Raw genomic sequence first — 12527 nt, 5'->3', positions numbered from 1 at the left:
CCCCCTATTGTGCGCCAGCCCCGCGAGCCTCTAGACGATTTCGGTGTCGAGGATCTCGGGCCTGGCCGGAGGACCCTCGTCGAGCAGCCTGCGCAGCAGCCCGGCGAGTCTGGTCGGATACACCGTCTCATGTGCCTCGGTCAGTTCCCGGCACGTCCACCAGCGCGCTCCGGCGACACTGCGCCGTTCCAGCTCCGTCAGCCCGGCGGCGACGGTTCCCTTCTGGCTCGTACGGGCCAGGAAGTACCACTCGTCCTGGTCCCAGCGCCGCCCCGCGAACGGGAAGGAACAGCTGCGCTGCCACAGCACCGGGCCCAGTTCGACCTCGGTGATGCCGGTCTCCTCCACGAGTTCCCGCAGCGCGGCCTCCTCGCGCGTCTCGTCGCCCTCGAGGCCCCCACCGGGCGTGAACCACCAGTCGTCCGCCGGATCGTCCGGCTCGTGACCGTGCAGCAGCAGAATGCGGTCCTGCTCGTCGAGCAGCACGACCCGCGCCACCTTCCGGGGCCCGCCGCCGCTGGAGTCCTCGACCGAACCCCCGTACGGCGCCTCAGGCGGCACCGGCGAGCTCCGTACGCGCCCGGCCGCGCCGGCTCAGCCGCGTGGCGATCGGCCCGTACGCCGCTCCGCCCAGCACCAGCACCGCGCCGACCACGATGGCGGTCAGGACCAACCGCAGCGGCCCGGGCGAGGAGATCCCGCCCAGCGTCTCGAAGCCCGTGGGGCGCGCCAGCATGCCGTCCATCGGCCAGGCGATGGCGTCCACCCGGCCCTTCACCGCGCTGCACGCGACGGTGCCGTTGAAGGCCTCGGTGAGGTGGGCCGTGGAGTCCAGTGAGCCGCTGCGCTCGTCGCCGAGCAGGAAGAGCCGGTCCTTGGGTACCTCGACGGTCGGGATCTGGGTCGACTCCGCGGCCTGGCCCTTGGCGAGATACGGCTCGTCGATCTGCTTGCCGTTGACGGTCAGCTTGCCGTTCGTGCAGCACGCGACCGTGTCACCGCCGACCGCGACGACCCGCTTGACGAGGAGCATGTCGCCCCAGCTCTTCTGCTTGAAGACGATGACGTCGCCGCGCTTGATGTCACCGCCGTCGATGCGCTGGGCCAGAATGCGGTCGCCCGCCTTGATGGTCGGCACCATCGACTCGGTCGGCACGGTGTACGGCTGGTATTCGATCGCACCCCAGGCGAAACCGCCGAGAAAGAGCACACAGCCGAGGGCCACGGCCAACCCCGACAGCACGCTGCCGAGCCGCCCGCGGCCCTCGTCCGTACGACCTGTCGTCTTGCTCATCCCAGTGCTCCCCAACTCGGAGAATCGATCCCACGGCCCCACCCGCGGGCCGTGGAAGATCGGCGATCTGGGACGGCACCCTACCCGGCGGTACCCCGACCAGAAACCCTCGGGTTTCCGGCGGTAAGGCGACGCCTGCGCCACAGCACCAGCGGCACCGCGCCGGCGAGCCCGAGCGCGCCCGGGGCGGCCGCGCTGAGGTTCTGGTCGAAGGTGTCGGGAATCGGCAGCGTGTCCCAGCGGGTGGGCGGCCAGGCGATCACGATGGCGCGGCCGACGACATTGCCCACCGGCACGAAGCCCTGGTGATCGTCCTGCTGGTGATAACGCGAGTCCAGCGAGTTCTGCCGGTGGTCACCCATGACCCAGATTTTGCCCTTGGGTACCGTCACCTTGAACTGGCCACCCTGGTCGTCGACGCTGCACGGGGTGTTCCCGGCGTAGACGTACGCGTCCTCGTTCAGTGCCTTGCCGTTGACCGTCAGCGGGCCGGTGCCCTTGCACTCGATCGTGTCACCGGCGACGCCGATGACCCGCTTGATGAGGTCCTTCTCGTTGGCGGACGGCATCAGGCCGATCTTGCTGAGGAACGTCTGCACGGCGTTCGGGTTGGGCGTGGGCTCGCCCTCCAGCCAGTTGTCGGGGTCGTGGAAGACGACGACCTCGCCGCGCGAGGGCTCCGAACCGAACCACGGGGTGAGCTTGTCGACCAGGACCCGGTCGCCCTGCTGGAGGGTGTTCTGCATCGAGTCCGAGGGAATCGAGAACGCCTGGACCAGGAAGGTCTTGATCAGCAGCGCGAGAACGAGCGCGATACCGATGAGGAGCGGGAGTTCCTTCCAGAAGGAACGTGGCTTCTTGGGCTTCGGTTCCTGCTCGCCCTGCTCCTTCGTACCGCCGCCGCCGTCCCCGGAGTCACTCCCGGAGCCCGCGACGTCGTTCGTGGCCGGGGTGACCGATCCGTCGGGTCGCTCCGGCTGCTCCTCGGGGCCATCGTGTCCGGATCGTGCGCCGACCGCCAAATCCCCCACATCCACTCCTCACTCCGTGCCGCCGCCTGCGCCGGATCCGGCGCAGGCCCACCACTCCCATAACGAGCGGGAGTTCCGCAGGGCTCGGGAGCAGGATCAATCGATTGAGATCCGCGGACGCCACCCTATGCGACGGGCCGAGGGCGGTTGCCGACCCGCTCGGTACGGACGCGAACGTGTCCGGTTCCTTCAGACGGGTCCAGTGCCCGAAGGGCCAGGCGATGACCATGGCTCTGCCGACGACCGAACTCTCGGAGACGGTACCGCCGTACTTCTCGGTGCGGTGGTAGCGGGAATCGGCCGAGTTGGCCCGATGGTCGCCCATCACCCACAGACGGCCCTTGGGCACGGTCTCTTCGAAGGGGAATTCCGACGGCTTGTTCCCGGCCTGGATGTACGTCTGCTCGTTGAGCGGCATGCCGTTGACGGTCACGCGCCCTTGGGTGTCGCAGCACTTCACGGTGTCGCCGCCGACCGCGACGACCCGCTTGATGAGGTCCTTGTCGTTGTCGGAGGGCAGCAGACCGATGGCCGTCAGGCCCTCCTTGACCTGCTTGACGACGACAGGGTCGTTCTTCTTGGTGGTCTTCTCCCCGTCCAGCCAGTTACCGGGGTCCTTGAAGACGACGACGTCGCCGCGCTGGGGCTTGGAGCCGAACCATGGCGTGAACTTGTCGACGAGCACACGGTCGCCGATCTGGATCGTGTTCTCCATGGAGCCCGACGGGATCACGAAGGCCTGGACGAGGAAGGTCTTGAGGACCAGGGCTATGAGCACCGCGACACCCACGAGGAGGGGTATCTCCTTGATCGCGGAGCGCCGCCGGCGCCGCTTGACCTTGCGCTGGAGCTTGCGGCGCTCGGCACGGCCGGGCCTGACGGCGCCACCGGCGGCGCGCCGGGTACCGGTGGGCAGCAGGTTGTCGGCGGCGTGGTCGGAGACTCCACGTGGCCTGCCGCGGTTACCCATGGACACCGTCCGCGGTGGGCACACCCGCGTAGGCGGCGGCACGCTGCAGCCGGGTCCAGTGGCCCGCGGGCCAGGCGATCCAGTCGGCTCTGCCGATCACATCACCGACGGGGATCATGCCGCCGCCGGGAGACCCCAGATGGTCGCGGGAGTCGCTGGAGTCGCTGCGGTGGTCTCCGAGGAGGAACAGGCTGCCGGTGGGCACCACGACGTCGAAGGAGACGTCGGACGGGCTGTCCCCCGGGTACAGAAACGTCGACTCGTCGACCGACCGGCCGTTCACCTCGAGCCTCCCCTCCTTGTCGCAGCAGACCACGTGGTCTCCCCCCACACCGACGACGCGTTTGACGTAGTCGGCGTTCCCGAAATACCCGGTGCCGTCGAACACGACGACATCGCCCCGCCGCGGCTCAGCACCGAAACGGTACGCCAACTTATTTACGAGAACGCGGTCTCCGATCCTCAATCCGCGCTCCATCGAGCTGCTGGGAATGTCGAACGGCTGCATCACGAAGTTGCTGAACAGCACCAGGAACAGCAGACAGACCAGCACGGTCAGAGTGATCCGCCCACCTGGGAGCCAGTCGGCGGCCCGGTCCACCAACGCGAAACGCGACCGTCCCTCCGGCCCCTCGACGTCCGAGATGTCCTCGGATTCGGTGGGGCGGGAGGAGCGGTCGCGCTCCGTGTGCTGTGCTTCGGTGTCCATCGGAGCCAGATGTTATCCGGCGTCCATGTGAACCCCTTCGCGAGCTCAGTTGTCGCGCTTCTCCTTGATCTTCGCGGCCTTGCCGCGCAGGTCACGCAGGTAGTACAGCTTCGCGCGACGCACGTCACCACGGGTGACGAGCTCGATCTTCTCGACGATCGGGGTGTGCACCGGGAAGGTACGCTCGACGCCGACCGAGAAGGAGACCTTGCGGACCGTGAAGGTCTCGCGGACACCGGCGCCCTGGCGGCGGATGACTACGCCCTTGAACTGCTGCACACGGGAGCGGTTGCCCTCGATGACGCGGACGTGGACGTTGACGGTGTCACCCGGGCGGAAGGCCGGGATGTCGCTGCGCAGCGACGCGCTGTCGACGGAGTCGAGCAGGTGAGACATTTCGTCTGCTTTCTTCGCTGATGCCACAGGTCATCAACGGGAGCTAGTTTTCCAAGAGGGTGCCGCCGCGTCGGGACGGGCGTCGTGTCCCCCTGTGGCAGGGGCGCCCGGTCTACGCAGACAACAGCGGCCTATTCTTCCACGGCCTCTGGTCTGCGCCAAAATCGACCGTCGGGTTCTGGCTGCCAGCCCAGGATCGAGAGCATTTCGCGGTCCTTCTTGTCGAAGACGGAAGGGTCGCAGCGCTCGATGAGGTCGGGCCTGTTCGCCGCCGTACGGCGCAGGGCCTCGTCGCGGCGCCAGCGGGCGATCTTCCCGTGGTGACCACTGACCAGCACGTCGGGGATCTCGCGGCCGCGCCACGCCGGGGGCTTGGTGTAGACCGGCCCCTCCAGGAGGTTGGCCATGGCGCCGGGGGCGAACGAGTCGTCCCGGTGGGACTCGGCGTTGCCGAGCACACCCGGCAGCAGCCGCGCCACGGCCTCCGTGACGACGAGGACGGCCGCCTCTCCGCCGGCGAGTACGTAGTCGCCGATGGACACCTCGTAGACGGGCATCCGGGTCGCGTATTCGTCGATGACCCTGCGGTCGATGCCCTCGTAGCGGGCGGGCGTGAAGACCAGCCAGGGGCGCTCGGAGAGCTCGACGGCGAGTTCCTGGGTGAAGGGGCGTCCGCTCGGCGTGGGCACGACCAGGACGGGCCCGTGGGAGCCGGTCTCGTAGCCGTCGGCCAGGACGGAGTCCAGGGCGTCGCCCCAGGGCCCGGTCTTCATGACCATGCCGGGGCCGCCGCCGTACGGGGTGTCGTCGACCGTGTTGTGGCGGTCGTACGTCCACTCCCGAAGGTCGTGCACGTGCACATTCAGCTGCCCACGCGCGCGTGCCTTGCCGACGAGCGAGACGTTGAGGGGTTCCAGGTACTCGGGGAAGATCGTGACGACGTCGAGCCGCATCAGGCGTCGGCCCCCGAGGAGTCCTCGTCGTCCTTGGCGGAGGCGTTTTCCGTGTCCCTGGAGGAGACGATTTCCGCCTGGTCGTCGATCAGGCCCGGCGGCGGGTCGATGACGGCCCGCTGCTCCTCCAGGTCGATCTCGGTGACGATCTCCTCGACGAACGGGATCATGACCTCACTCCCGTCGGGCCGCTCGACCACGAACAGGTCCTGCGAGGGCAGATGGGAGATCTCCGTGATCCGTCCGACCTCCGTCCCGTCCTTGGTGACCACGTCCAGGTCCATCAGCTGGTGGTCGTAGTACTCGTCCGGGTCCTCGGGCTGCTGGTCCGGGTCCACCTCGGCGATCAGGAGGGTGTTGCGCAGCGCCTCGGCGGCGTTCCGGTCGCGTACGCCCGCGAAGCGCAGCAGCAGACGGCCGCTGTGCACCCGGCCGGTCTCGATGGTCAGCGGTCCGGCGGAGGCCGGATCGGTGAGCAGGACGGCGCCGGGCCCGAGCCTGAGTTCCGGCTCGTCCGTACGGACCTCCACGGTGACCTCGCCCTTGATGCCGTGGGCGCGGCCGACGCGAGCGACTACCAGCTGCACTGTGCTTGATCTCCTGTCCATGTGCCTACGGCATGGGTTCGGGGACGACTACGGGCCGGGGACGGCTCGAAAGCCCTCCCCGGCCCGAGCCGGTGCTGCCTGTTACGTCAGCGGACGTGGTCCACGTCGACGAGGTCGACGCGGACACCTCGGCCGCCGATGGCACCCACGACGGTCCGCAGAGCGCGGGCAGTACGGCCGTTGCGGCCGATCACCTTGCCGAGGTCGTCGGGGTGCACCCGGACCTCGAGAACGCGCCCACGGCGCAGGTCGCGCGAGGCGACCTGCACATCGTCGGGGTTGTCGACAATGCCCTTCACGAGGTGCTCGAGAGCCTCCTCGAGCATGCTCAGGCCTCGGTCGACTCAGACGAAGAAGACGCGGCCGGGGCCTCGTCCTTCTTCTCAGCCTTCTTCTTCTGGGTGATGGCCTCACCCTTGCCCTCGTCGTCGCCGCCCAGGGCGTCGAACGACGGGCGCGTCGCCTTCGGCTCGGCCACGAGCAGCGGCGCAGGGGCGGGCTCGCCCTTGAACTTCTGCCAGTCGCCGGTCAGCTTCAGGATGGCGAGAACGGGCTCGGTCGGCTGCGCGCCGACACCCAGCCAGTACTGCGCGCGGTCCGAGTCGACCTCGATGCGCGAGGGGTTCTGCACCGGGTGGTACAGACCGATCTCCTCGATGGCCCGACCATCACGGCGGGTACGGGAGTCGGCGACGACGATGCGGTAGTGAGGCGAACGGATCTTGCCCAGACGCTTCAGCTTGATCTTGACTGCCACGGAAGTGGTGTCTCCTGGTCTTGACGTGGTTGGGCACGGCGAGATGGCCGCGTGGGGTTGCGGTACCCGAGTGCCCGATGGACGCGTCAGCCGGAGGAGAGAGGGGTCCTGTGCGGCTGTCGAGTACAGCTAGCCATTGTGCCACACCCTGGCGGGTCGCCTTCACGGGGCAGCGTGCGGTGACCCCCGGCGCCGGATGCCCGGCACCGGGGGTCATCGCCGAGGCCGGCAGCGCGCCCGGCTCGGACCGGGTGCCGCCGCGCGGGGCTGACTGCGACTGAGTACGGCTGCCACGAGCAGCCGTCCGCTCAGCTCGCCGCGGCGCCCACGACCTCGGGGATGCGGAACGGCTTCCCGCATCCTCCGCACACGATCGGTGCCTGCGCCAGTACGGACGGAACCACCCGTACGTTGCGGCCGCAGTCGCACACCGCCTTGACGCGGACACCTCCCCCGGAGGAGCCGTGCCGGGCGGCCGGGCCCCGGAACGAGCGGGCCGTGTCCGCGGCGGTCGCGGCGGTGTGTGCCTTCAGGGCGCGTTGCAGCCGCTCGATCGTCGGGCGGTAGCGCCGCTTCGCCTCGGGGTTGAGCGTGACCAGGGAGAAGCCACTACTGGGGTGCGGCTCCTCCGGGTGGTCGAGGCCCAGCTCTTCGGCGATGGCGAGGAATCTGCGGTTGTGGTACCGGCCGGCGCGCGAAGTGTCGCGGACTCCGCGGGCGGCGGCGATGCCATGGACTGCCTCATGCAGCAGTCGTTCGAAGGAGAGTTCGTGCCCGCAGGCGGACGACGACTCTCCGATCAGGGACTCTGGCGCGGCAAGATCGGGCAGTTCGGGGTGGTGCCGCTGAATGTCGGCCCACGCCCCTGCCAGCTCTGCGGCGAGAACAGGTGGTGTCGTGCTCACGTAATGACAACGAGCCTGGGGGTCTCTGTGTTCCTATTCCGGGCCATCCCAAATAATTTGCACGTACCCGTCAGTTGCCACTGATGCGTCCGGACGAGGGCGGGTGCGCTGATCTGCGGAGAAGCCTCACAGCTCACACCAAGCCGGTACGTAGTAACGCGTACGCCCCGGCGCGTAGGCGGTATCCGCGCGCCGGGGCCCCTGTGGTCATCAGATGCGCAAGAGGCGTTTCGGCCTCCCTGCGGGCCTACTCAGTAAGCGCGCGCGACGACCGCGACGTTACCGGGTGCGTCGTCGGTGTCGGGCACCGACCCGTCCTCGGCGACCAGACAGCGTACGGTCACGGAGTGCTCGGCGAGCTCGGCCTCGCCCTCTTCTCCGAGGTCGGCCCACGGAATGCGCGCCCAGCCGCCGGCTGCCGCCGTCTCGACGGCCTCCTGGATCGTCGACACCTCCGCGGTGCGCGACTCCCTGCGCTCACGCGACTGCTTCAGAAGCAGCGCCTGGTCCTCTTCGAGGACGGTGGGGAGCAGTTCCACCAGAGCGTCGATGGCGACCGGCTCCTTGCCGCCGGGGATACGGCGGGCCAGCATCGCGGTGCCGTTCTCCAGGTCACGGGGACCGACCTCGACGCGGACGGGGACTCCCTTGAGCTCCCAGTCGACGGCGCGCCGCCCGAACGGGACGTCGGTGCGGTCGTCCACGTGGACGCGTACACCCGCCGCCTTCAACCGGTCGCCGATTTCGCGGACCTTGGCCAGAACCGCATCGTCGCCCTTGATCGCGAGGACGACGGCCTGGATCTGGGCGAGCCGCGGCGGGACACGCAGTCCGTTGTCGTCGCCGTGCATCATCACCAGGGCGCCGATCATGCGGGTCGTCGAGCCCCAGGAGGTCTGCCAGACCAGCTCCTGCTTGCCTTCCTTCGACAGGTACTGGGTGTTGAAGGCCTTGGCGAAGTTCTGGCCCAGCTCGTGGCTGGTGGCCATCTGGAGGGCCTTGCCGTCGCCCATCATGCCTTCGAGCGTGAGGGTGTTGATGGCACCCGCGAAGCGCTCCTTGGCGGTCTTGCGGCCGGGGACGACATCCATGCCGAGGACGTTCAGCATGAAGTCCTCGTACACCTGGCGGTGGATGTGCGCGGCGAAGTCGCGGGCGTCCTCGTACGTGGCGTGCGCGGTGTGGCCCTCCTGCCAGAGGAATTCGGACGTACGCAGGAAGAGGCGCGGCCGCAGCTCCCAACGGACCACGTTCGCCCACTGGTTGATCAGGAGCGGCAGGTCGCGGTAGCTCTGCACCCATTTCGAGAAGTAGTCGTTGATGATCATCTCGGAGGTGGGCCGGACGACCGCGGGCTCCTCGAGTTCCTTGCCGCCGCCGTGCGTGACCACCGCGAGCTCCGGTGCGAAGCCCTCGACGTGGTCGGCCTCCTTGGTGAGGTACGACTGCGGGATCAGCAACGGGAAGTACGCGTTCTGGGTTCCCGTCTCCTTGATGCGGGCGTCCATCTCCGCCTGCATCCGCTCCCACAGCCCGTACCCGTACGGTCGGATGACCATGGAGCCGCGCACCGGTCCGTTGTCGGCCAGTTCGGCCTTGGCGATCAGATCCTGGTACCAGCGCGGGAAGTCGTCCGCCCGGGGCGTGAGAACGGGTGCCTTTGCCATGGCGCGATGGTACGGGCACACGTTGCCGACATGTGAATTCTTGTGCCGCGCGCGGACAGCGCGCAAGCAGCGCGCCACAACCCCTGGACGGCGCGACGAGTGCGGAGTTACCTGACATACGGGGGAAGAGCGAGCGCACTGCACGGGGGCAAGGGAAACGGGGCGCAGCGGCAACTCTCGGCGGATTGGGGCGCTTTCGATGACACCTACGCTCGTGCGGCATCACCTACCTCACGCGGCTGCGCCGCCCCGGGTGGATCCGTGTGCACGCGCGCGTGACTGGGCCGAGATCCAGGAGCGGATGCTGGTGCCGCTCTACGAAGCCGTCTACGAGCGGCTCGAAGTGGGCGCCGGGACGCGGGTCCTCGGCCTGCGCTGCGGTACGGGGCTGGCCCTTCTGATGGCGGCCTCCCGGGGAGCGGCGGTGACCGGCGTCGACTCCTCTTCGCCCGAACGGGTGACGCTCGCGCGGGAGCGGTTGCTGCCGGACGGGTGGGGCACACGCGCGCGTGCCGACGCCCGGATCGTGGAGGGGTCCCCCTCGGACCTCGTCGACGCGACGGCGGCCGCGTACACGCTGGTGACCGCGTTCGAGCCGATCGGGTGCGCGCCGGGGGACGCCGAGGAACTCGGGGAGCTGCTGTCGGCGGCGACTCCGCTCGCCGAGCGGGGGGCGGCCGTGGTGCTGGTCGGATGGGGGCCGCCGGAGCGGTGTGCCACGTCCGCGGTGCTGCCGGGCGAGGGGTGCGGGCAGGCTCCTCGCCGGGACGACCTGGAGGAGGTGGCCCAGCGGGCCGGGCTCCGGCCGGACGGGTCCGGGCGGGTGGCGTGTCCCTTCGGGTACGCGGACGTGGAGAGCGCGGTGCGGGGGCTGTTGTCGACCGGGCTGTTCGACGCGGCGGTCGGCGCGACGGATGTGGTGCAGGTCGGCAAGGAGCTGACGGAGGCGCTGCATCCGTATCAGCGCGGGGACGGCACGGTGTGGATGCCGAACGTCTTCAGATACCTGATCGCACGCACGGGCTGAGGTCGCCGGGTCCACGCCCCGCCTCCCCTGCCCGCCCCATCCCTGGGGGCTCCGCCAGAAGACCCCCGTCAAGACACGCGCGGTTCCCCGCGCCCCTGAAGAGGGGCGCGGGGAACCGGCTCACACCTCCTCCTTCTTCACGCGTGTCACGCCCGCGATCCGGTATGCCTGTGCCTCCTCCAGCGTCTCGTTCGCGAGGAGGGCCTCCGCGAGGGCGTCCAGTTGGTCCCGGTGGTCGCGGAGCTTCTGACACGCCTCCTCGTAGCACTCGTCGACGATGCGCCGCATCTCGTGGTCGATGGAGTCGAGGGTGGCCGGCGCGGCGGCGAGGCCGTAGGCCTGCTGGGCGTCGTTCGGGAGGGCGGACAGGCGGCCGACCCGTTCGCTCATGCCCCAGCGGGCGACCATGCCGCGAACGACGTTGGTGACCTGTTCGAGGTCGTTCTCGGAGCCGGTCGTGACGACTCCGTAGACGACGTGTTCGGCTGCCATGCCCCCCAGGGCGCCGATGATGCGACCACGCAGGTACTCCTCGGTGTACGCGTACCGGTCCGCGTCCGGCGTCGAGAGCGTGACGCCCAGCGCGCGCCCGCGCGGGACGATGGTGATCTTGCGGACCGGGTCGGCGCCCGGCTGCAGCATGCCGAGGAGGGCGTGGCCGCTCTCGTGGTAGGCGGTCCTGCGGCGTTCCTCGTAGGGCATCACCAGGGAGCGTTCCGCACCCAGCTGGACCTTCTCCAGCGCCTCGGAGAGGTCCGACGGTGTCACCTGGTCCTTCTTGCGCTTGACGGCGAGCAGCGCCGCCTCGTTGGCGAGGTTGGCCAGATCCGCACCGGTCATGCCCGGCGTCGTACGGGCCACCCGGGCCAGGTCCACCTCCGGGGACAGCGGGATCTCGCGGGTGTGGATCCGCAGGATCGCCTCACGGCCACGGCGGTCGGGGGGCGAGACGTTGACGACCCGGTCGAAGCGGCCGGGCCGGGTCAGCGCCGCGTCCAGGATGTCCGCGCGATTCGTCGCCGCGATGACGACGACGCCCTCGGAGCCCGAGAAGCCGTCCATCTCGGTGAGGATCTGGTTCAGGGTCTGTTCGCGCTCGTCGTGGCCGCCCATCGCCGAGCCGCCGGCCCGGGACCGTCCGATGGTGTCGATCTCGTCGATGAAGATGATCGAAGGGGCCACTTTTCGGGCCTCGGCGAAGAGTTCGCGGACCCGGGACGCGCCCACACCCACGATCATCTCGATGAACTCGGATGCCGAGGCCGAGAAGAACGGGACGCCCGCCTCCCCCGCCACGGCCCGTGCGAGCAGGGTCTTTCCGGTGCCGGGCGCACCCGCGAGGAGGACACCTCGCGGCATCTTCGCGCCCATCCTGCGGTACGCGTCCGGATTCGTGAGGAAGTCGACGACGTCGCTCAGTTCGCCCTCGACCTCGTCGATTCCGGCCACGTCGGAGAAGGTCGTGCGCTGGGCGCCCGGCTGCAGTTCGACCGGTTTCGGGGGTGCCTTGCGGCCGAGCATGCCGCCCGGGCCGCCGAGGCCCGTCCGCAGCCGCCGGGCGAAGAACATCCACAGCAGTACCAGGAGCACGATCGGGGCCAGGGAGATCAGCAGGTTGGAGAGGAAGCTGCGCTGCTGGACCACCGGTGAGGCGGTCACCGTGACGTGGTGCGTCTCCAGGTTCTGCCAGAGCTTGTCGTCCGCGAAGGACGGGCGCTGGGTCTTGAACTTGGTGTACTTCCCCCCGCCGTCCGGATTGGCCTGGGCGGTCTTGAGCTGGCCCTGGATCGCGTCGCCCTTGGAGTAGATCTTGGTGATGTTGTCATTGCCGACCTGCTTGCTGAACTCCGTGTAGGAGATCGTCGGCTCGGTGCCCTCGTTGAAGAAGGACAGCACCAGGAGGGCGATCACGAACACGACCAGGACGGCGACGGCGAGGCCGATCCAGCCGCCGGGCATCTTCCTTCTCCCGGAGGGCGGACCGGTCGAGTCCGGTGGCGTTCCCTCGGTACGCCACGGCTGGTCGGGGTCCTTGCGCGGCGGCACAGGGTTGCTCATATCAGGACGTTACGACACGAAATACTCGCCAGCACGTGCAGAAAATGCCACTGGGGGCACCCCTCCGACGAGGGGTGCCCCCAGTGACGTACGAGAACGACCCCCGTACGGAAGAACCTGTACGGGAACCCCGCACGGAGACCCGTACGGAA

General features: G+C 69.1%; 14 protein-coding genes. 1 reads left to right on the top strand and 13 read right to left on the bottom strand.

Annotated elements, in window-relative coordinates; all coding sequences use genetic code 11:
- Window positions 1-30: 30 nt before the first annotated feature.
- The 12 genes from ACZ69M_RS28590 to proS form a co-directional block, all read right to left on the bottom strand.
- Window positions 31-561 carry an NUDIX hydrolase gene (locus tag ACZ69M_RS28590; RefSeq protein WP_470054198.1) on the bottom strand — a complete coding sequence of 177 codons (531 nt, stop codon included), beginning with the start codon at window positions 559-561 and terminating at the stop codon, window positions 31-33.
- On the bottom strand, window positions 551-1294 hold the full coding sequence (lepB, locus tag ACZ69M_RS28585) for a signal peptidase I (RefSeq protein WP_470054196.1): 744 nt from the start codon (window positions 1292-1294) through the stop codon (window positions 551-553). The genes ACZ69M_RS28590 and lepB (ACZ69M_RS28585) overlap by 11 nt, the downstream gene beginning before the upstream one ends.
- 80 nt (window positions 1295-1374) lie before the next feature.
- The gene (gene lepB, locus ACZ69M_RS28580; RefSeq protein WP_470054194.1) at window positions 1375-2325 is read right to left on the bottom strand and encodes a signal peptidase I; all 951 of its coding nucleotides are present in this window, start codon (window positions 2323-2325) and stop codon (window positions 1375-1377) included.
- The gene (lepB, locus tag ACZ69M_RS28575; RefSeq protein WP_470054192.1) at window positions 2210-3295 is read right to left on the bottom strand and encodes a signal peptidase I; all 1086 of its coding nucleotides are present in this window, start codon (window positions 3293-3295) and stop codon (window positions 2210-2212) included. Before lepB (ACZ69M_RS28575) ends, lepB (ACZ69M_RS28580) begins: the two co-directional genes overlap by 116 nt.
- Window positions 3288-4004, bottom strand: a complete 717-nt coding sequence (gene lepB / locus ACZ69M_RS28570) for a signal peptidase I (protein WP_470054190.1) — start codon at window positions 4002-4004, stop codon at window positions 3288-3290. The genes lepB (ACZ69M_RS28575) and lepB (ACZ69M_RS28570) overlap by 8 nt, the downstream gene beginning before the upstream one ends.
- A 45-nt stretch (window positions 4005-4049) precedes the next feature.
- Window positions 4050-4400, bottom strand: a complete 351-nt coding sequence (gene rplS, locus ACZ69M_RS28565) for a 50S ribosomal protein L19 (protein WP_054235359.1) — start codon at window positions 4398-4400, stop codon at window positions 4050-4052.
- A gap of 131 nt (window positions 4401-4531) precedes the next feature.
- Window positions 4532-5353, bottom strand: coding sequence for a tRNA (guanosine(37)-N1)-methyltransferase TrmD (trmD, locus tag ACZ69M_RS28560; RefSeq protein WP_403693535.1), 822 nt, complete (start codon window positions 5351-5353; stop codon window positions 4532-4534).
- Entirely contained in the window at window positions 5353-5940 is a 588-nt protein-coding gene (rimM, locus tag ACZ69M_RS28555) for a ribosome maturation factor RimM (protein ID WP_470054188.1), read from the bottom strand. The genes trmD and rimM overlap by 1 nt, the downstream gene beginning before the upstream one ends.
- Before the next feature lie 107 nt (window positions 5941-6047).
- Entirely contained in the window at window positions 6048-6287 is a 240-nt protein-coding gene (locus tag ACZ69M_RS28550) for an RNA-binding protein (protein WP_005479813.1), read from the bottom strand.
- A 2-nt stretch (window positions 6288-6289) separates the two neighbouring features.
- Window positions 6290-6718 (bottom strand): 30S ribosomal protein S16, encoded by a 429-nt coding sequence (gene rpsP, locus ACZ69M_RS28545; protein WP_060901212.1) that lies wholly within the window; start codon window positions 6716-6718, stop codon window positions 6290-6292.
- A gap of 308 nt (window positions 6719-7026) precedes the next feature.
- Window positions 7027-7623 carry a hypothetical protein gene (locus ACZ69M_RS28540; protein WP_054235363.1) on the bottom strand — a complete coding sequence of 199 codons (597 nt, stop codon included), beginning with the start codon at window positions 7621-7623 and terminating at the stop codon, window positions 7027-7029.
- A gap of 251 nt (window positions 7624-7874) precedes the next feature.
- A complete protein-coding gene (proS, locus tag ACZ69M_RS28535) occupies window positions 7875-9290 on the bottom strand; it encodes a proline--tRNA ligase (RefSeq protein WP_470054187.1) in 1416 nt (471 codons plus the stop codon).
- 199 nt (window positions 9291-9489) lie between these two features.
- On the opposite strand from proS, the gene ACZ69M_RS28530 reads away from it, so the two are divergent.
- Entirely contained in the window at window positions 9490-10317 is an 828-nt protein-coding gene (locus ACZ69M_RS28530; protein ID WP_470054185.1) for a class I SAM-dependent methyltransferase, read from the top strand.
- A 120-nt stretch (window positions 10318-10437) separates the two neighbouring features.
- Here ACZ69M_RS28530 and ftsH read toward each other — a convergent pair whose 3' ends face one another.
- Complete coding sequence (ftsH, locus tag ACZ69M_RS28525; RefSeq protein ID WP_470054183.1) at window positions 10438-12375, bottom strand: ATP-dependent zinc metalloprotease FtsH; 1938 nt, start codon at window positions 12373-12375, stop codon at window positions 10438-10440.
- Window positions 12376-12527 lie beyond the last annotated feature (152 nt).

The organism is Streptomyces sp. NPDC107454 (assembly GCF_055582885.1).
The sequence above is the reverse complement of the archived record's forward strand: the minus strand, read 5'-3'. Positions and strand labels throughout refer to the sequence as shown.